The 18511-nt window shown below is 61.1% G+C and carries 18 protein-coding genes; 2 read left to right on the forward strand and 16 right to left on the reverse strand.

The annotated features are described in order from the left end of the window. Nucleotides 1-28 precede the first annotated feature (28 nt). The 13 genes from FAZ30_RS00665 to FAZ30_RS00725 form a co-directional block, all read right to left on the reverse strand. Nucleotides 29-1432 (reverse strand): sodium:proton antiporter, encoded by a 1404-nt coding sequence (locus FAZ30_RS00665; RefSeq protein ID WP_246043390.1) that lies wholly within the window; start codon nt 1430-1432, stop codon nt 29-31. A 121-nt stretch (nt 1433-1553) separates the two neighbouring features. Further along, nucleotides 1554-1943, reverse strand: a complete 390-nt coding sequence (gene gloA, locus FAZ30_RS00670; RefSeq protein WP_124644788.1) for a lactoylglutathione lyase — start codon at nt 1941-1943, stop codon at nt 1554-1556. Between the two features lie 52 nt (nt 1944-1995). Then, entirely contained in the window at nt 1996-2706 is a 711-nt protein-coding gene (locus FAZ30_RS00675; RefSeq protein ID WP_137008360.1) for a M48 family metallopeptidase, read from the reverse strand. Next, a complete protein-coding gene (locus tag FAZ30_RS00680) occupies nt 2666-3436 on the reverse strand; it encodes a lysophospholipid acyltransferase family protein (protein WP_124644786.1) in 771 nt (256 codons plus the stop codon). Before FAZ30_RS00680 ends, FAZ30_RS00675 begins: the two co-directional genes overlap by 41 nt. A 29-nt stretch (nt 3437-3465) precedes the next feature. Next, on the reverse strand, nt 3466-4002 hold the full coding sequence (gene gmhB / locus FAZ30_RS00685) for a D-glycero-beta-D-manno-heptose 1,7-bisphosphate 7-phosphatase (protein WP_124644785.1): 537 nt from the start codon (nt 4000-4002) through the stop codon (nt 3466-3468). A gap of 107 nt (nt 4003-4109) precedes the next feature. Next, the gene (gene glyS / locus FAZ30_RS00690; protein WP_137008362.1) at nt 4110-6170 is read right to left on the reverse strand and encodes a glycine--tRNA ligase subunit beta; all 2061 of its coding nucleotides are present in this window, start codon (nt 6168-6170) and stop codon (nt 4110-4112) included. A 3-nt stretch (nt 6171-6173) separates the two neighbouring features. Beyond that, nucleotides 6174-6608, reverse strand: coding sequence for a surface-adhesin E family protein (locus tag FAZ30_RS00695; RefSeq protein ID WP_137008364.1), 435 nt, complete (start codon nt 6606-6608; stop codon nt 6174-6176). Nucleotides 6609-6614: 6 nt separating this feature from the next. Then, nucleotides 6615-7505 (reverse strand): glycine--tRNA ligase subunit alpha, encoded by an 891-nt coding sequence (glyQ, locus tag FAZ30_RS00700; protein WP_124644782.1) that lies wholly within the window; start codon nt 7503-7505, stop codon nt 6615-6617. 126 nt (nt 7506-7631) lie between these two features. Then, nucleotides 7632-8948, reverse strand: a complete 1317-nt coding sequence (gene hemG, locus FAZ30_RS00705) for a protoporphyrinogen oxidase (RefSeq protein WP_137008366.1) — start codon at nt 8946-8948, stop codon at nt 7632-7634. A 184-nt stretch (nt 8949-9132) separates the two neighbouring features. After that, on the reverse strand, nt 9133-10158 hold the full coding sequence (gene tdh / locus FAZ30_RS00710) for an L-threonine 3-dehydrogenase (protein ID WP_103523333.1): 1026 nt from the start codon (nt 10156-10158) through the stop codon (nt 9133-9135). A gap of 69 nt (nt 10159-10227) precedes the next feature. Next, nucleotides 10228-11427, reverse strand: coding sequence for a glycine C-acetyltransferase (locus FAZ30_RS00715; protein WP_137008368.1), 1200 nt, complete (start codon nt 11425-11427; stop codon nt 10228-10230). Nucleotides 11428-11586: 159 nt separating this feature from the next. Then, the gene (locus FAZ30_RS20975; protein WP_425456382.1) at nt 11587-11820 is read right to left on the reverse strand and encodes a LysR substrate-binding domain-containing protein; all 234 of its coding nucleotides are present in this window, start codon (nt 11818-11820) and stop codon (nt 11587-11589) included. Then, nucleotides 11714-12526 (reverse strand): LysR family transcriptional regulator, encoded by an 813-nt coding sequence (locus FAZ30_RS00725; protein WP_137008372.1) that lies wholly within the window; start codon nt 12524-12526, stop codon nt 11714-11716. Before FAZ30_RS00725 ends, FAZ30_RS20975 begins: the two co-directional genes overlap by 107 nt. A 129-nt stretch (nt 12527-12655) precedes the next feature. On the opposite strand from FAZ30_RS00725, the gene xapA reads away from it, so the two are divergent. Next, nucleotides 12656-13501, forward strand: a complete 846-nt coding sequence (xapA, locus tag FAZ30_RS00730) for a xanthosine phosphorylase (protein ID WP_137008374.1) — start codon at nt 12656-12658, stop codon at nt 13499-13501. Between the two features lie 25 nt (nt 13502-13526). Beyond that, a complete protein-coding gene (gene tsgA / locus FAZ30_RS00735; RefSeq protein WP_137008376.1) occupies nt 13527-14756 on the forward strand; it encodes an MFS transporter TsgA in 1230 nt (409 codons plus the stop codon). A 43-nt stretch (nt 14757-14799) separates the two neighbouring features. Here the strand turns inward: tsgA and FAZ30_RS00740 are convergent, their stop codons facing one another. From FAZ30_RS00740 to FAZ30_RS00750, 3 genes are read right to left on the reverse strand one after another with little or no spacing between them, the layout of a single operon-like run. After that, nucleotides 14800-15765: a PDR/VanB family oxidoreductase gene (locus FAZ30_RS00740; protein ID WP_124644776.1), complete on the reverse strand. Its 966-nt coding sequence runs from the start codon at nt 15763-15765 to the stop codon at nt 14800-14802. A 44-nt stretch (nt 15766-15809) separates the two neighbouring features. Beyond that, a complete protein-coding gene (locus FAZ30_RS00745) occupies nt 15810-17258 on the reverse strand; it encodes an NAD-dependent succinate-semialdehyde dehydrogenase (RefSeq protein WP_124644775.1) in 1449 nt (482 codons plus the stop codon). Nucleotides 17259-17312: 54 nt separating this feature from the next. Next, on the reverse strand, nt 17313-18431 hold the full coding sequence (locus FAZ30_RS00750) for an aromatic ring-hydroxylating oxygenase subunit alpha (RefSeq protein ID WP_137008378.1): 1119 nt from the start codon (nt 18429-18431) through the stop codon (nt 17313-17315). Nucleotides 18432-18511: the final 80 nt, after the last annotated feature.

Genomic DNA, 18511 nt, shown 5'->3' on the forward strand with positions numbered 1-18511 from the left:
CCCGGAACGGAGGCGCGCCGTTTTTGCATCAGAAGAACACCCAGGTCAGCAAAGCAAACAGGGGCAGCAGCACACTGATGGACCACAGCATATAGGCAAAGAAACTGGGCATGGCCACGCCACGCTGCTCGGCAATGGCCTTCACCATGAAGTTGGGGGCATTACCGATATAGGTATTGGCACCCATGAATACCGCACCCATGGAAATAGCCAACAGCGTCTGCGCCAACGGCCCCATCAGCGTGCTGGCATCGCCATCGGCCAGATTGAAAAACACCAGATAGGTTGGCGCATTGTCCAGAAAACTGGACAGCAGGCCGGTCATCCAGAAATACATGGCATTCACCGGCTGGCCATCGGCACCCGATACCGTATGCACCAGTGCGGCCAGTTGGCCTGCGGTGCCCGCACGCAAGATGGCAATGGCCGGCGCGATGGTGACAAAGATGCCGGCAAACAGCTTGCCCACTTCCAGAATCGGGCCCCAGTTGAATTCATTGCCCGCCCGCACCTGCTTGGGCGTGATCCACAGGGAGACGATGGTCAGTAGCAGCAACAGGCCGTCGCGCACCAGATTCTGCAATTCGGCGTGTACGCCAGCCAGCTCGAAATGCACAGCGGGCTGCCAGAAACCGGACAACAATACCGCGCCCACCACACCGGCCAGCAGCAGGAAATTGACCTTGCCGAACAAGCGCAGGGGCTGATCGCGATGCGGCTTCAATTCCTCGTCCTCACGGCGGTAGAAATAGCTGTCCACCACATAGAACACCAGCAGCAACAAGGCTGCCAGCAGCGCCACCGGCAGCAGCATGTGCTGGAAGGTCCAGCCGAAGGTCACCCCTTTGAGAAAGCCCAGAAACAGCGGCGGGTCGCCCAGCGGCGTCAGGCCACCGCCGACATTGGCCACCAGAAAGATGAAGAACACCACCACATGCACCCGGTGCTGGCGGTTGTCGTTGGCCTTGAGCAAGGGCCGGATCAGCAGCATGGCCGCCCCGGTGGTGCCCATGATGGAGGCCAGCGCCGTGCCGATGGCCAGAATACTGGTATTGACCTTGGGTGAGCCATGCAGGCTGCCCTCCACCAGAATGCCGCCAGACACGGTATACAGCGCCAGCAGCAGCATGATGAAGGGGATGTATTCGGTAATCAGCGCGTGCACGATCAGGCTGAGCGTGCTGCCGGCCCCGAAGCTGAAGGTAAACGGCAGCAGGAACAGCACCGTCCACAGCGCGGTGATCTTGCCGAAATGATGATGCCAGAATGCCGGTGCAAAAATCGGAAACAAGGCAATGGACAGCAGGATGCCGGCAAAGGGAATGATCCAGGCCAGGCTCAGGCTTGCTCCGTCCAGGTCGGCCGCCTGTGCCAGCGCAGGCAGGAACAGACAGCCGAGCATGGCCGCCAGCTTGCACAGTGTGGTGCGCATTGATTCTCCTGGTAAGGCGTCAGCCTGATGGCGACGCCGGCATGAAAAAAGGCTGGCAGTCTGGCTGCCAGCCTCTGCAGTGTTGCACCGCCGCTTGCTGAGGGCCGGTGCGCGGGCTCGCTTACAGGCTGCCCTTCTGAATGAACTCGATCTTATAGCCGTCCGGGTCTTCCACGAAAGCGATCACGGTAGTGCCATGTTTCATCGGACCAGCCTCGCGTACCACCTTGCCACCCTTGGCACGTACGGCATCACAAGCCTGATAGGCATCGGCCACACCAATGGCGATATGGCCATAGGCATTGCCCAGTTCGTAACTTTCGGTATCCCAGTTGTGCGTCAGCTCCAGCACGGTATGGTCGGCTTCATCACCGTAGCCGACAAAAGCCAGGGTAAAACGGCCTTCCGGATAATCCTGGCGGCGCAGCAGGCGCATGCCCAGTACTTCCTGATAAAAGGCCAGCGAACGTTCCAGATTGCCGACGCGCAGCATGGTGTGCAGAAATTGCATGGTATGACTCCTGTATCGGGTAAACCGCCTGCGCTCAAAAGCGGGCAGGCGACTAGCCGAAACGAAACAGGCTACTCCCCTGTTGTTTCAACCAGTGTCGGGCATTTTTCCAGTCGGGAAACAGCCGGGCGGTTTCCGCCCAGAAGGCGGAAGAATGGTTCATGTGCAGCAAATGGGCCAGCTCGTGGGCCAGCACATAATCGATGATGGGCAGCGGCGCCTGTATCAGCCGCCAGTTGAGGCGGATATCGCCCCGGGCGGTACAGCTGCCCCAGCGGGTGCGGGCCGATGACAGCGCCAGCTTGCCCGGCTGACGCGGGCAATGCGCGGCAAACCGGCCCAGCCGCTGGGCAAAGCATAACTGGGCCTGACGCTTGAGCCAGGCAGTCACCACAGCCTGCAGGCCAGCCGTGTCACCCGCAGCGATACCGCACACCTGCAGCACATCGCCCTCCAGCCGCGCCGTGCGGCGCAGGCCACCCGCCAGCTGGATGGGCAGCTCGCGTCCCAGATAGGACAAAACCGTCAGATCGGCCAGTTGCTGCTTTTGTTCCCGCTGCGACACCACATGACGGGCAATCCAGTCCTGCCGCGCCAGCAACACCTCGCGCAAACGGGCCTGGCTGATGCGTGGATGGGCAATCAGCTCCACCCTGCCATCGGCAATGCGGATGCCTATGCTTTTGCGCACCCGCCGTACCAGGTGCACCTCTACCGCGCCCTCAGGCAGCGGCAGGATGGTCCAGGCGGCGGCGCTTGTCATCAGGATGGGCAAAGGGGCCAACGCCGCCGATCTCGCGCTGGCGCGCCTCGATCCACTGCTGTGCCTGCTGGGTCATGGCCTCCGGGCCAACCCCGTCCTGCGGCCGGATGGCCGGGCCGATCACCACGGTAATCTCGCCCGGATATTTCAGAAAGGCATTGCGCGGCCAGAATTCGCCGGCATTGTGGGCCACCGGCACCAGCGGCATGTCCAGCTGCCGCGCCATGCGCGCCGCGCCATGCTTGTACTTGCCAGCCACGCCCGGCTTGGTGCGGGTACCTTCGGGAAACACGGTAATCCAGAAGCCGTGTTTCTTGCGCTCCAGCCCCTGCTGCAACATGCGGTCATTGGCACGGGAGCGGTCGGAACGGTTGATGGCAATGGGGTTCATCAAGGCCAGGCCCCAGCCAAAGAAGGGCAGCCACAGCAGTTCGCGCTTGGCGACATAAATCTGTGAAGGAAAGATTTTCTGCAAGGCCAGGGTTTCCCAGCCGGACTGGTGCTTGGAACAGATAATGGACGGTTCGTCCGGGATGTTTTCCGCCCCGATCACCCGGTATTTCAGCCCGACCACATGCACCAGCAGCCACAGCATGATCTTGGCCCAGCTCTCGCCAAACACATGGCGGGTACGACGTGGCAGCGGCGCGGCAATGAACAGGCCCAGAAAGCACAGCGGCGTGACGATCAGCAGCAACAGCCAGTAAATCAGATTACGAATCCAGATCATGGGTTATATCAGCCTTGGGCTTAGCCAGTTCACAGATTGATCAAGTGCTCGGCGGCGTCGAACAGGTCGTCGAACACCAGCGTGCCTTCGGGCAGGCCGCCCTTTTCCAGGGTTTTCAGCCCCTTGCCAGTACGCACCAGAATGGGCTGGCCACCCACGGCGGCCACCGATTCCAGATCGCGCAGGCTGTCGCCGATCAAGGGCAGGCCCTGCAGCTTGACATTGAAGCGCTCGGCCAGCTCCAGCACCATGCCCGGCAGCGGCTTGCGGCATTCGCAGCCATGATCCGGCCCGTGCGGACAGTAGGCGATGGCATCAATGCGTCCACCAGCCTGCCCTGCCAGCCGGTGCATCTTTTCATGCATGGCATTGAGCGCGTGCACATCAAACAGGCCGCGCGCTAGGCCGGACTGATTGGTAGCCACCACCACATGCCAGCCGGCCTGGGTCAGGTTGGCGATGGCCTCCAGACTGTGCGGCAGCGGCACCCACTCCATGGTGTTCTTGACGAAATCATCGCGGTCTTCGTTGATGACGCCGTCGCGATCCAGGATGACGAGTTTCATGTTGAGAGAGCACTTCCTGAGTAGGGTTCGGGGAGTGGTGAGTGGTGAGTAGTGGAGCCCGGCTTGTTGCCCACTCCTGACTCCCCTCTCTCCACTCCCCTCCCGGGTTAATCTGCCAGCAGCGAGATATCCGCCACACGGTTGAACAGGGCAGCCAGACGGGCCAGCAAGGCAATGCGGTTGGCACGCACGGCCAGATCATCGGCCATCACCATCACGCCATCAAAGAAGGCATCCACCGGTGCCTTCAGGCTGGACAGCTGGGCCAGTGCGCCGGCAAAGTCGTGCGCGGCAAACTTGGCATCCACCTGCGGGGCCAGTTCGGTCACCGCGGCGTACAGCGCCTGCTCGGCGGCTTCGCTCAGCAGGGCCGGATTGACCTCGCCCACTTCGCCTTCGGTTTTCTTCAGGATGTTCTTCACCCGCTTGTTGGCGGCGGCCAGGGTGGTGGCTTCCGGCAGCGCCTTGAAGGCAGCCACGGCAGCCAGCACCGCCGGCACTTCGTTCAGGACCGAAGGTGCCAGTGCCAGCACGGCATCGACTTCGTCGCCCTGATAGTCTGCTGCCAGATAGTTTTTCAGGCGGTCCATCATGAAGGCAAACACTTCGTCTGCGGTAGTGGCGGACAGCTTGCCGGCCGGGAAGGCGGCAGCCACCAGCGCCAGCAGGGCCTTCAGGTCCAGCTTGGCTTCCAGCACCATGCGCAGCACGCCGAGGGCGGCGCGGCGCAGTGCGTACGGGTCTTTGTCGCCAGTGGGGATCAGGCCGATGCCCCAGATACCGACAATGGCTTCCAGCTTATCGGCCAGCGCCACGGCCGTGGCGATGTCACCCTGCGGCAGGCTGTCACCGGCAAAGCGCGGGTGGTAATGGCCTTCGATGGCGGCGGCAACCACGTCGCTTTCGCCGTCGTGCTGGGCGTAGTACATGCCCATCACGCCTTGCAGCTCGGGGAATTCACCCACCATGTCGGTGACCAGGTCAGCCTTGGCCAGGAAGGCTGCGCGCTCGGCCACGGCCTGGTCGGCCCCCAGCTGCGCGGCGATCTGGCCGGCGATGGACTGCAGGCGCGCTACCCGCTCCAGCTGGCTGCCGATCTTGTTGTGGTAAACCACCTCGGCCAGCTTGGCCAGACGGGTATCCAGCCGGGCTTTCTGGTCTTGCTCGAAGAAGAACTTGGCATCGGACAGACGGGCGCGCAGCACGCGCTCATTACCCTGGATGATGTGGCTGGGGTCGGCGGTTTCCAGGTTGGAGACCAGCAGGAAGCGGTTCATCAGCTTGCCCTTGCCATCCAGCAGCGGGAAGTATTTCTGGTTCTGCTGCATGGTGAGAATCAGGCATTCCTGCGGCACCTTGAGGAATTCGGCCTCAAAGCCGGCTTCCAGCACCACCGGCCATTCCACCAGCGCGCTCACTTCGTCCAGCAGGGCCTCGTCGGCAGCGATGGTCGCGCCATGCACGGCGGCGGCATCAGCCAGGCGCTTGCGGATCAGCTCGCGGCGGGCATTGAAGCTGGCCAGCACCTTGCCTTGCTCGAACAGCACGCGAGCGTAGTCATCGGCCTTTTCCACCATGATATCGCCCGAGGACAGGAAGCGGTGACCACGGGTGGCATTGCGGCTGGTCAGACCCAGCACGCCACCTTCGATCACGGTTTCGCCCCACAGCATGATCAGGCCATGCACCGGACGCACAAACTGGTAGTCCAGATCGCCCCAATGCATCAGCTTGGGAATGGGCAATTTTTTCAGCGCCAGCGCCACGATATCGGTGAGCACGGCGGCCAGCGCTTCGCCAGTCTTGGTGCTCTCGTAGGCAAACACGTCCTGCTTGCCATCGCTCATGGTGCTGAGGGCGGAGACTTCCACGCCGCAGGAACGGGCAAAACCAGCCAGCGCCGGAGTGGGCTGGCCATCTTTCATGCCGGCAGCGACGGCCGGGCCCTTGCGCACGATTTTCTGATCGGGCTGCACGGCCAGCACGGCCGGCACCTGCACCGCCAGACGGCGCGGCGAAGCGAAGGCAATGGCCTCGACATCGGCAGCGACGAATTGCAGTTTCTTCAGTTCTTCGGAAATGGTCTGGGCAAAGCTGAGCGACAGCTTTTCCAGCGCCTTGGGCGGCAGCTCTTCGGTGAGCAACTCGATAAGCAGGGTGGCGTTCATGGTTTATTCAGATTTCTTGTGCGGAGCGGTTTTGGCGAGATAGCACACGACTTGCAGCATGGTGTCGGCCACCGAGTTCTGGTACACCGGCTGCCAGTTCCAGGCAAAGCGCTGCACCGGGAACATGCTGGAATACAGATGGCGATTGTTCTTGCCAGCGTATTCCAGCCCGATCAGCGCGTATTGCTGTTTGGCGCAATTGGCATAGCCCGTGGTGCGCCGAATGTAATACTGGATGTCGGTGGCCTTGTCGTACTGGCGCTCGCTGAACCGTTCCTGATTCACAAAATGGACCAGCCCGTCTTTCTCCACCCAGATGGAATTGCGGTCCATGGCCAGTTCCAGGGCAGAGCCCTGCTGGTAGACGCCCCAATCGGCGGTTTCGGCCAGCGCCGGCGCGGCGGCCAGGGCAAGCAACAGGCTGATCCAGAGTTTCATTGGCAATCAGGCCTTGGGACACATGGGAAAGCCCAGCGCCTCACGCGAGGCGTAATAGGCTTGCGCCACGCCACGCGACAAGGTGCGTACCCGGCCGATATAGGTGGCACGCTCGGTCACCGAGATGGCACCGCGCGCATCCAGCAGGTTGAAGCTGTGGCCAGCCTTGAGCACCATTTCATAGGCCGGCAGCGCCAGCGGAATTTCCAGCAGGCGTTTGGCTTCGGATTCGTAGTAGCTGAACAGTTCGAACAGCTTGGGCACATTGGCGTGTTCGAAGTTGTAGGTGGACTGTTCCACTTCGTTCTGGTGGTACACATCGCCGTAGGTGACGCGCTGGCCGTTGGGGTAGACGGTCCACAGCAGGTCGTAGACGTTTTCCACACCTTGCAGATACATGGCCAGACGCTCGATGCCGTAGGTGATTTCACCCAGCACCGGCTTGCAGTCCAGGCCGCCCACTTGCTGGAAGTAGGTAAACTGGGTCACTTCCATGCCGTTCAGCCACACTTCCCAGCCCAGCCCCCAGGCACCCAGTGTCGGGTTTTCCCAGTCATCTTCCACAAAACGGATGTCGTGCACGGTGGGGTCGATGCCCAGCACCTTGAGCGAACCCAGGTACAGTTCCTGAATATTGGCCGGCGACGGCTTCAGGGCTACCTGGAACTGGTAGTAATGCTGCAGGCGGTTCGGGTTTTCACCGTAGCGGCCGTCCTTGGGACGACGCGAGGGCTGCACATAGGCTGCATTCCACGGCTCCGGGCCGATGGCACGCAGACAGGTGGCCGGATGCGAGGTACCGGCGCCCACCTCCATGTCGAAGGGTTGCATGATGACGCACCCTTGCTCGTTCCAATAATTCTGGAGGGTAAGGATGATTTCCTGGAAGGTAAGCATAGACGTGGGGTAGCTAGTGAAAAGTCAAAGGACGATTCTACCGCCTAGCGCCCCCGGCGAAAAGCAAGGCGACGACCAGAACGCACGCCGCGTTGTGCATTGCACGAAAGAATGGCCGTTTCCGCCCTAGCGTTCGCCCTGTTCCGCCAGTTGGCACGCCAGCCGCCGTCCCTTGGCCAGACAATCCGGCAGCGATACGCCATCCAGCCAGTTGGCACAGACATGCAGCCCCTGCCCCTGCAGCCGCTGCATGGCCTGGCGGGCCGGCTCGATGGCTGCCGTGCCCTGCGGCAGGGCTTGCGGCCAGCGGATGATGGTTTGTTGCAAGGGGGCCGATTCCAGGCCAAACAACTGCTGTAGTTCCCGGTTCAAGCCCTGCAGCAAGGGCGCATCGGCCAGGGCGGCCTGCTGCTGGTAATGGCGGCCCCCGACAAAGCTGGTGATCAGCAATTGGCCGGGCGCACAGCGCTGCGGGTACAGCAGGCTGCTCATCAAATGGCCGGCAGCAAAAGCCTGCTCGCCGGGCGCATGCAGCCCGCCAAAGCCATGCAATGGCCGGCGCACTGTAGCAGCATCCAACACGCTGGCCACCACCGTCATCGGCGCATGCACAATCTGCCGCAAGGCCTGCGCCGCCATTGCATCGTAGTCTTGCAGCAGGCTGGCCGCCTGCGCTGCCGGCAAGGCCAGCACCAGCTGCCGCGCCATGCAGGGGCCGCTGGCGGTTTCCAGCAACCAGCCATCACCCTGACGCCGAATGGCCTGCACCGGGCAATTGAGCCTGACCTCGACATCCTGCGCCAGCCGCTGCGGCAGGCTGGCCAGGCCCCCTTCCAGCGAGACTGCCTGCTTGCGTGCCACCTTGCCGCGCAGTAGCTGCGACAGCACACCACGGCTGATCGAGCCCGCGGCAGCCTCCAGCCGGGCCAGTTGCGGCAGGGTCTCGCACATCAGCAATTCTTCGGGATCGCCAGCAAACACCCCAGCAATAAATGGTGCCACGGCCTTGGCCAGCACTTCCTCGCCCAGACAGCGGCGGAAAAAATCTGCCACGGTTTCGCCGGCAGCTACTGGCTGGCCACGTCGCCACACATCGCCCAGCAAGCGCCATTTGGCCTGCCGGCTAAAGAAATCGCCGCACAACAAATCCAGCGGACCCGCCGGCAACGGGTGATAACGGCCCTGCCACAGCACATGGCGCTGGCGACCGATTGCCGCCGGCAACAGCGGCGTCAGACCCAGTTGCCGCAGCCAGTCCAGCAAGGCGGCATCGGCATACAGGGTATTGGGGCCGCCCTCGATCTGAGCCAGCCCGGTGTGCCGGCTGCACACCTTGCCGCCCACCCGCTCACCCGCCTCGAAGACCCGTACCGCCATACCCTGCTCACGCAGCCACCAGGCGCAGGACAAGCCGGATACGCCGGCACCGATGACGGCGATCATCACAAGCACGCCACGAAATTTTTCATGGCCACAGTGTGCCGCAGCCAGCGCCGCTGAGGCTTGACCCCCATCAACGGCAGTGCCAAAGCAAAACCCGGCTTGCGCCGGGTTTTGAGCTACTAACTAAAGGATCTGCTGCGGCGTTGCGTCCTGGCCGTAGCCTTGCGCGGAGGGACGTGGGCTATCAGCTCCAGTCCAGAATCACCTTGCCGCTCTGGCCGGACAGCATGGTGGCAAAACCCTGCTCGAAATCATCCACCTTGAAGTGGTGGGTAATGATGGGGCGGATGTCCAGACCAGACTGGATCAGCGCCACCATCTTGTACCAGGTTTCAAACATTTCCCGGCCATAGATGCCCTTGATTTCCAGGCCCTTGAAGATGACCTGGTTCCAGTCGATGGCGGTATTGGAGGGCGGAATACCCAGCAGCGCCACCTTGCCACCATGGTTCATGGTTTCCAGCATCTGGCGGAAAGCCTGCGGGTTGCCGGACATTTCCAGCCCCACGTCGAAGCCTTCACACATGTGCAGCTCGCTCATCACCTGCTTCAGGTCTTCGCGGGCCACGTTGACGGCGCGGCTGGCACCCATCTGGCGCGCCAGATCCAAGCGGTAGTCGTTGACATCGGTAATGACGATATGGCGCGCGCCCACGTGCTTGGCGATGGCCACCGCCATGATGCCGATGGGGCCGGCACCGGTGATCAGCACGTCTTCGCCCACCAGATTGAAGGACAAGGCGGTATGCACGGCATTGCCGAAGGGGTCGAAAATGGCGGCCAGATCATCGGAGATGTCGTCCGGAATCGGGAAGGCATTGAAAGCCGGAATCACCAGATATTCGGCAAATGCACCTTCACGGTTGACGCCCACGCCCACAGTGTTGCGGCACAGGTGGCGACGGCCGGCACGACAGTTGCGGCAGTGGCCGCAAGTGATGTGGCCTTCGCCGGACACGCGCTGGCCGATTTCAAAGCCACGCACTTCGGAGCCCATGGCAGCGACCACACCAACGTATTCATGGCCCACATGCATCGGCACAGGAATGGTTTTCTGCGCCCATTCATCCCAGTTCCAGATATGGATGTCGGTGCCGCAGATGGCGGTTTTGCTGATCTTGATCAGCAGGTCGTTATGGCCGATTTCCGGCTGGGCCACATCGTTCATCCACAAACCGGGTGCGGACTTGAGTTTGGATAATGCTTTCATGCTGTTTGCCTGCCTGTAAGTTGCGCGCCCGTCGGCCACCTGGCCCACGGGCAGAAGTCTGGATGCCGCTCAGTCGATCACTTTCAGCTCGCGGCCCACCTTGATGAAGGCAGCTACCGCACGCTGGACCTGCTCCACCGTGTGGCCGGCCGACATCTGGGTACGAATGCGTGCCTTGCCCTTGGGCACCACCGGGAAGGAGAAGCCGACCACGTACACTCCTTCCTGCAACAGGCGGGCGGCCATTTCACCGGCCAGACGGGCATCGCCCAGCATCACCGGGATGATGGGATGCTGGCCCGGCACCAGGGTGAAGCCGGCAGCGGACATTTCATTGCGGAACAGCTCGGCATTGCGCTTGAGCTGGGCGCGCAGCTGCTGGCCTTCACTCTTGATCAGCTTCAGCACTTCCAGGCTGGCGGCAGTAATGACCGGGGCCAGGCTGTTGGAGAACAGATAGGGGCGCGAACGCTGGCGCAGCAGGTCGACAATGGGCTGGCGCGCCGATACATAACCGCCGGAAGCCCCGCCCAGCGCCTTGCCCAGCGTGCCGGTGTAGATGTCCACCTTGTCGGCCACGCCGCACAATTCCGGCGTACCGGCACCATTTTCGCCGATGAAACCGACCGCGTGCGAGTCATCCACCATCACCAGCGCGCCATGGCGGCCCGCCACTTCGCACAGGGTTTTCAGGTCGGCGATGATGCCGTCCATGGAGAACACGCCATCGGTGACGATCAGCTTGAAGCGCGCGCCAGCAGCTTCGGCGGCAATCAGCTGGGCTTCCAGATCGGCCATGTCGTTGTTTTTGTAGCGGAAGCGCTTGGCCTTGCACAGGCGCACACCGTCGATGATGGAGGCGTGGTTCAGCTCGTCGGAAATCACCGCGTCTTCTTCACCCAGCAGGGTTTCGAATACCCCGCCGTTGGCGTCGAAACAGCTGGAATACAGAATGGTGTCGTCGGTGCCGAGGAAGCCGGAAATGGCTTGTTCCAGATCCTTGTGCACCTGCTGGGTGCCACAGATGAAGCGCACCGAGGCGCAGCCATAGCCATAATCATCCAGCCCGCGCTTGGCCGCTTCGATCAGGCGGGCATCATCGGCCAGGCCCAGGTAGTTGTTGGCACAGAAGTTGAGCACGTGTGCACCATCAGCCAGGGCGATGTCGGAGCGCTGCGGCGTGGCAATCACCCGTTCCGGCTTTTCAAAACCATCGGCGCGGATTTGTGCCAGTGTCGCTTCAAGGTGGGCAAGATAGGTATGGTTCATGGCAGGGATGTCCTTATAGGCCAATCGTGGGGCGCCGGGGTTCGAGCAGCTGCGGGATCACCGCGCGCCTGGAAACTGTCATCCATTCTAGCCCAGCGTATCCGGCTTTATCAGTGACAGTTGTCAAGGATTTCGCACGGCAGCTGTCACCACCAATGATCAAGCAGTGACATGACTGTCACCATTCATTTCACCTTGCCTCCACTGCAAAAAAGCCTGAGCCACCGGCGACAGCTTGTCCCTGCGGTAAACGGCATACAGATCAGCAGACAAGGGGCTGGCCAGCTCAACAAAGCAGACGCCCGGCCAAGCAATACGGGCATAACACGCAGGTAACAGGCTGACACCATAAGCCTGTGCCACCACGGCCAGTATCGACTGTGGTTCGGCCAATTGCAGCCGTAAACGCGGCACAAAACCATGACGACAACAGGCTGCATAGAGATATGCGTCCCAGGCCACCATCCACCTGTGTCAGCAAGACAAAATCCTCGGCGGCCAGTTCTGCCCATTCGACAGCCTGCCGGGCCGCCAGCGCATGCTTATCCGGCACCGCCAGCACGATGTTTTCATGTTCAAACAAGCTGTAATGCAAACCCGGCAAGGGATGGGCGGGTGCTTCGCGCCAGAAGGCCAGATCGATGCGTTGCTGCTGCAGTGCCAGTTGCTGCGCGGCGGGTGCCAGCTCCAGCATGCCCCACGTCACTGCCGGACACACAGCGGCATAACGCGACAGCGCATCCAGCAGCCCACCCCATAGTGCGGTGCCGACCACCCCCAGTTGCAGCTGCCCGGCCTGCCCTCTGCCCATTTGCTGAATCTGCTGCACAGTCGACAGCAACTGCCCTTCCATGGCTCGCACTTCGGCCAGTAGCTCATGGCCGGCCGCCGTCAGTTGCACAGAGCGAGTGGAGCGTTGCAGCAGGCGGATGCCCAGGCGATCTTCCAGTTCCTTGATATGCAGACTGAGCGGTGGCTGTGACATATGCAGCCGTTGCGCCGCCTTGCTAAAGCTCAATTCCTCGGCAACAGCCAGGAAATAATGCAGCAGGCGGCAATGCAACAGACCCAACTGGGCCACGCGCTGAACAGATGTCATCAGACGACTCCCCCGCAGAGACAGAGCACCATTTATACACAGCCGCTATCAATCGCAATGTCCAACAGTATTGGACCCTGTCGGGTGGCTCGGACAGCATGGACCCACACCCCAAAACAGGACATTGCCATGACCGACTCCGACCTCCACGCCAAGCCTGCTGTCAGCGCCCGACTGATACGCCAGCGCTGTCCGGATTTTCAGCCCAGAGCCGCCCTGATACTGGGCTCCGGGCTGGGTGGGCTGGCAGATGCCATCACTAATGGCCAGTGTTTTTCCTACGCCGAGCTACCTGGTTTTCCCGTCAGCAGCGTATCCGGACATGCCGGTGAATTGATTGCCGGTTGGCTGGATGGCTTGCCAGTGCTCTGTCTGAAAGGACGGGGACACTTCTATGAGGGACAGGGCATGGAGGTGATGCGCGACGCCGTCCGCTGCTGTCGCTTGCTGGGCTGTGAACTGCTGCTGGTCACCAATGCCGCCGGCTCCATGCGACGCGAGGTAGGGCCGGGACAATTGGTCGCCTTGAGCGACCATATCAACTTCATGCCGCAATCACCCTTGGTTGGCCGTAATGACGAAGCCTTTGGCCCGCGTTTTTTCAGTCTGGCCAATGCTTACGATCAGGATTTGCGCCAACGGCTGCAACAAATCGCTGCACGCTGCGAGATTCCGTTGGCCGAAGGTGTGTTTGCCGCGTATACCGGCCCCAACTTCGAGACACCGGCCGAAATCCGCATGATGCAGCTGCTGGGCTGCGATGTAGTGGGCATGTCGGTGGTGCCTGAAGTGATCGCCGCCCGCCACTGCGGTTTGAAGGTGCTGGCAGTGTCCGCCATCACCAATCATGCAGAAGGCTTGTCCGACACGCCGCTGTCACACGAGCAAACACTGCGTTGCGCGGCGCAGGCTTCACGCGACTTCATCCGCCTGTTACACGCCTTCTGTGCCGATCTGGCTGGCGATGCGACCTGACACTTTTTGCGCCAAGGAGTCTGCAATGGAAAAAAACACCAAGCGTTTGCGTATGAATATGGTGGCCTGGCTCAGTTATTTCTTTACCGGTGCCCTGGTGTCCACCCTGGGGCTGGTCATTGGTCCGGTGTCGACGGCATTTGGCAAGGACCCAGGCTTTATCGGCCAGATTTTTACCCTGATGAATCTGGGGCTGTTTCTGCCCATTCTGCTCAGTGGCATACTGATGCGCCGTTTTGGGCTGGGCCGACTGCTCATTGCCGGCTCCATCATCACCTTGCTCACCTGTGCCGCCCTCTTTCTGCAACCGACACTGCTGATGTTCAGCATTGGCGTCACCATGATCGGCGCCACCGCCGGCATCATGATGGCCATCGGCAGCTATCTGGTCGTGCGTATCAACGAAGACCCCAAGCTACGCTCGGCCAACCTCATTTTTACCGACCTGTTCTTCGCCCTGGCTGGCGTCACGCTGTCAGTGGTACTGGGCTATCTGTTCCGCCTGGGCGCCAACTGGCTGACCATGTACGCCATCATGGGCATGCTGGCCATGCTGATGATTCTGCTCTGCCTGGGGCAGCCCTTTCCCAGCATGCCCAAGCAGGACGCACCGCTAGCAAGCACCGCAGAAAATCCGCGCTGGGGCGCTGCAGCATGGCTGCTCTGCTGTGCGCTGTTCGCCTTTTTATTGGCCGAGCCCATTTTCACCATGTGGCTGCCCAGTTGGCTCAAGCAGCAGTTTGCCCTGGGTGAATTGAACGCAGCGTATTACATCACCACCTACTGGACGGTGAAATCCATTGGCCTGTTCATTAACCAGTTCACCGTACGCTTTGTGCAATTGCGTACTTATCTGCTGCTCTCGACCTTGGGTGGCATGATCAGCCTGGGCATCGCCTGCAATAGCCAGAGCCCTGGGCTGATTCTGCTGTGTGCCGGCCTGTTCGGCTTCTGCAATTCAGGCTTGTTCTCCGGCCTGATGAGCTATGGCAGCCTGCAAGTCAAGAACTCGCCGCCCACCCTGACCTCGGCCTTGCTGACCATAGGCACGATGGGAACCCTGCGGTTCTCCTCCGTGTCATCTTTTGCTTACAGTCGCTTCGGCCTGTACTGGGCGCTGAACAGTTCCACCCTGGCCTATGGACTGCTGCTAGTGCTGCTGATGCTGGCCAGCCTACTCAGCCGTGCAGAACGGTTGCATCTGGTGCCACGACAAGAGGACATGCCTGCCACACCACGCAGCAGCCACTCCTAAGTGGCGCAGGCCAGATGGCGGACTGCATCTGGCCTGACTGGCATCACAAATCCAGCACAATGCGCTCGCCGCGGGCGCGCGATACACAGATCAGCAGGCTTTGCTGGGCGGCCTTTTCTTCTTCACTCAGGTATTGGTCGCGGTGCTCGGCCTCACCTTGCACAATGGCCACTTCACAGGTGCCGCACACGCCCTCGCGGCACAGGCAATCCACGGCGGCCGAACCATCCTGCTCAATGGCTTGCAGAATGGTTTGCGCTGCCTCCACCCGGATTTCCCGCCCGGAGCGGGCCAGCACCACGGTAAATGCCTCTCCGCTTTGCGTACTGGCGGCAAACTGCTCCCAATGCAGGCGAGCTGGCGCTATGCCCTGCGCTGCTCCTGCCGCCTTCACGGCCTCAATCAGCGATACCGGTCCGCAGACATAGATATGATCCTGCTCGGCCAGTTGTGCCAGCAAGCTGGCGACATTGCACTGCTCGCCTCGGGCAGCATCATGGAAATGACAGTGAGCGCCGTAACGCGCCGCCAGTTCATCGACAAAGGCCGCTTGCTCGCGACTACGAAAAGCGTAATGCAGTTCAAATGCAGCGCCGCTGGTCTGCAGTTCCTCCATCTGCGACATGAAGGGCGTAATGCCGATGCCGCCGGCAATCAGGATGTGACGCCCCGATATGGCATGCAGCGGGAATAAATTGTTGGGCGGAGATATCTGCAAGATGTCCCCCACCGCCACATGCTCGTGCATGAAAGCCGAGCCGCCACGCGAGGCCTCTTCCCGCCGCACGGCAATCTGGTACTGCTGCAGCTGAAAAGGCGAGCTGAGCAGCGAATAGGCATTATGGATAAGGCCGCTGGCGGTGGGCATTCGTACAATGATGTGGCTGCCACCACTAAAGGACGGCAGTTGACCGCCATCCTGCGCCTGCAAGGTGAAGCGTTTGATCAAGGGGCTGGCTTGCTCGATCCGCACCACGCGGACGGCAATATTCGGGGTCTGTAGGCTCATGTCGCTTCATGCTCGAGGTTGACTGGAGAAACAGGCAGCGGCGCTCAGCACGCCATGCACAGATATTTGGACTCAAGATAGTCATCAATGCCGTAGCGGGAGCCCTCACGCCCCAGGCCGGACTGTTTGATGCCGCCAAAGGGGGCCACCTCATTGGACACCATGCCGGTATTGATGCCGACAATGCCGTACTCCAGCTGCCGCGCCACGCGCCACACCCTGGCAATATCCCGGCTGTAGAAGTAGGCGGCCAGGCCATAGATGGTGGCATTGGCCAGCGCGACGACCTCCTCGTCGCTAGCAAACGGCATGACCGGTGCCAGCGGACCGAAAATTTCCTCCTCGAGCAGACGCATGCCCGGCTTTACATCGGCAATGACGGTAGGAGGAAAATACTGCGGACCGGCAGCCAGGCTGCGCCCGCCGGTCAGCAAGCGGGCTCCACCCTGTAGCGCGTCGTCCAGCAGGGATTGCACCTTGCTGACGGCTCGGGCAGAAATCAATGGGCCGACCTCGGTTGCCTCGGCAAAACCATTCCCTACCCGTAACTCGGCGACGCGGGCGCAGAAGCGCTCCAGAAAGCTGGCATACACGGACTGGTGAACATAAAAGCGGTTGACGCAGACACAGGTCTGGCCTGCGTTGCGGTATTTGGCCTGGATGGCCCCTTCCACCGCAGCATCCAGATCGGCATCGTCAAACACGATGAACGGCGCATTGCCACCCAGCTCCAGCGAGACTTTCTTGATGGTGCCGGCACACTGCTCCATCAGCAGCCTGCCTATCGGCGTGGAGCCGGTGAAACTGAGCTTGCGCACCAGCGGGTGAGTGCTGAGTTGCCAGCCGATGGCCTGGGCATCCCCGGTAACGATATTGAACACACCGGGCGGAATACCGGCGCGGTCGGCCAGTTCCGCCAGCGCCAGTGCCGACAACGGGGTTTCATTGGCCGGTTTGATGACGATGGTACAGCCGGCAGCCAAGGCTGGCGCCGCCTTGCGGGTAATCATGGCGGCGGGGAAATTCCACGGTGTGATGGCAGCGCATACGCCGATCGGCTCGCGCATCACCAGTAGTTCCTGGTCCTTGCGGGGCGAGGGAATCACGTCGCCATACAAGCGCTTGGCTTCTTCGGCAAACCATTCGACAAATGAAGCGGCGTAGCGGATTTCACCCCGCGACTCCGCCAACGGTTTGCCCTGCTCCCAGGTCATCAGCCGGGCCAGGTCTTCCTCGTGCTGCTCCAGCAGGAAAAACCACTGGCGCAGCAGCCGGGCACGTTCTTTTGCGGTCAGGTCGCGCCAGGCCGGCAGGGCCGCATTGGCAGCCTCAATGGCACGGATGGTTTCCTGCTCGGCCATCAGCGGCACCGTGGCGATGGCAATATTGCTTGCGGGGTCGAGCACAGTCAGCGTGGCGGCAGAGTCCGCCCTGCACCACTGGCCATTGATATACGCTTGCTGTCGGAACAGCAGGGGGTCTTGCAATTTCATCGGATACTCCGCAAAAGCGGCAGCTACCGGTAACCGGCAGCGCCGCAGGTGGAATCAGTCCTGGTGCTGGCGTGCCACCAACTGGTGGAAATGGGCAATGCCGTGCTCACTGATGCCGCTGCGCTGGCGGTCTGTCATGATGCGGCCCTGACCACGGTAACCACGGGACTTCAGTCCGCACTGCACGCTTTCCACCAGCCGCAGGTCTTCCGGCCGGAACACGGTGCGATACCACTCCACCAGTGCCTGCTGCTCAGCAGTCAGTTCCTTGTTGCGGAAATAGATGTCGTAGTGCTGCAAGGTGGTCTCGGCATCCACCGGGTATTCATAGATAACCGTCATGAAGTCGGCACCGGGCGGTACGTTGAACATGGTGCAAGGCCAGGCCCAGTAGCCGCTGAAGCTGGGGTCCTTGACCGAGGGGTCGATCTTGAAAGATTTTTCGGAGGATCTGGCAAGACCAAACTGCAGTGTCCAGTTGCCCTGCAGGGTATGCGTGTATTTGTCTACCTGTACCGAGTCGGCAAAGCCCGGGTGGGCTGGCGCACAGTGGTAACACTCCAGATAGTTGTCGACGATGATTTTCCAGTTGGCTGGCGTGGCAGTCACAAAGCGTGCAGCCAGATGCAGCTGGTCGATCACCGGACATGCCGCGCGCAAGCTCTCGGCCAGACCGGGTAGTTGCGCCTCCACCGGGCCGGCAGCCAGATTCATATTGATGAACACAAAGCCGGCATACTCCTCCACCTTGAGCGCCGACAGGCTTGCCTTGTCCGGGTCGAAATCGACCACGTTTTCACAATTGCGGGCATGCCCCAGCTGGCCGTCCAGCTTGAAGGTCCAGGCATGGTAGGGACAGGTAATCACGTTCTTGGCGCGACCACTGCCTTGCAGCAGCTGGTGACCACGATGGGGGCAGACATTGTAAAAGCTGCGCAATACGCCATCCCGGCCACGCACCACAATGATGCTTTCACCGGCAACATCACGCGTGATGTAGTCGTTGGATTCGGCCAGTTCACTGCCATGCGCTACGCAAATCCAGCTATGGGCGAAAATCTTCTCCTTCTCAAACTGATAGACCCTATCCGAGGTGTAATACTCGGCCGGCAAGGTCCAGGCACGCTCGTGATCGGCACAGAAATCCGGGCTCAATCTGGTGTAGTCATTCATGGGGTTCTCCTCTGCTTGGGGTCGTCACAGGGCTGCGAATGCCTGCCCTTTTCTTGTTCGGTCATGCCTGACGAATAAGG

The sequence above is a fragment of the Aquitalea aquatilis genome (assembly GCF_005155025.1).
Lineage (GTDB): Bacteria > Pseudomonadota > Gammaproteobacteria > Burkholderiales > Chromobacteriaceae > Aquitalea > Aquitalea aquatilis.

What these genes read in the sequence shown, in the direction of transcription:
- FAZ30_RS00665 (WP_246043390.1), bottom strand. Translation starts at nt 1,432, where the DNA reads ATGCGCACCACACTGTGCAAGCTGGCGGCCATGCTCGGCTGTCTGTTC.
- gloA (WP_124644788.1), bottom strand. Translation starts at nt 1,943, where the DNA reads ATGCAATTTCTGCACACCATGCTGCGCGTCGGCAATCTGGAACGTTCG.
- FAZ30_RS00675 (WP_137008360.1), bottom strand. Translation starts at nt 2,706, where the DNA reads ATGACAAGCGCCGCCGCCTGGACCATCCTGCCGCTGCCTGAGGGCGCG.
- FAZ30_RS00680 (WP_124644786.1), bottom strand. Translation starts at nt 3,436, where the DNA reads ATGATCTGGATTCGTAATCTGATTTACTGGCTGTTGCTGCTGATCGTC.
- gmhB (WP_124644785.1), bottom strand. Translation starts at nt 4,002, where the DNA reads ATGAAACTCGTCATCCTGGATCGCGACGGCGTCATCAACGAAGACCGC.
- glyS (WP_137008362.1), bottom strand. Translation starts at nt 6,170, where the DNA reads ATGAACGCCACCCTGCTTATCGAGTTGCTCACCGAAGAGCTGCCGCCC.
- FAZ30_RS00695 (WP_137008364.1), bottom strand. Translation starts at nt 6,608, where the DNA reads ATGAAACTCTGGATCAGCCTGTTGCTTGCCCTGGCCGCCGCGCCGGCG.
- glyQ (WP_124644782.1), bottom strand. Translation starts at nt 7,505, where the DNA reads ATGCTTACCTTCCAGGAAATCATCCTTACCCTCCAGAATTATTGGAAC.
- hemG (WP_137008366.1), bottom strand. Translation starts at nt 8,948, where the DNA reads ATGATCGCCGTCATCGGTGCCGGCGTATCCGGCTTGTCCTGCGCCTGG.
- tdh (WP_103523333.1), bottom strand. Translation starts at nt 10,158, where the DNA reads ATGAAAGCATTATCCAAACTCAAGTCCGCACCCGGTTTGTGGATGAAC.
- FAZ30_RS00715 (WP_137008368.1), bottom strand. Translation starts at nt 11,427, where the DNA reads ATGAACCATACCTATCTTGCCCACCTTGAAGCGACACTGGCACAAATC.
- FAZ30_RS00725 (WP_137008372.1), bottom strand. Translation starts at nt 12,526, where the DNA reads ATGACATCTGTTCAGCGCGTGGCCCAGTTGGGTCTGTTGCATTGCCGC.
- xapA (WP_137008374.1), top strand. Translation starts at nt 12,656, where the DNA reads ATGACCGACTCCGACCTCCACGCCAAGCCTGCTGTCAGCGCCCGACTG.
- tsgA (WP_137008376.1), top strand. Translation starts at nt 13,527, where the DNA reads ATGGAAAAAAACACCAAGCGTTTGCGTATGAATATGGTGGCCTGGCTC.
- FAZ30_RS00740 (WP_124644776.1), bottom strand. Translation starts at nt 15,765, where the DNA reads ATGAGCCTACAGACCCCGAATATTGCCGTCCGCGTGGTGCGGATCGAG.
- FAZ30_RS00745 (WP_124644775.1), bottom strand. Translation starts at nt 17,258, where the DNA reads ATGAAATTGCAAGACCCCCTGCTGTTCCGACAGCAAGCGTATATCAAT.
- FAZ30_RS00750 (WP_137008378.1), bottom strand. Translation starts at nt 18,431, where the DNA reads ATGAATGACTACACCAGATTGAGCCCGGATTTCTGTGCCGATCACGAG.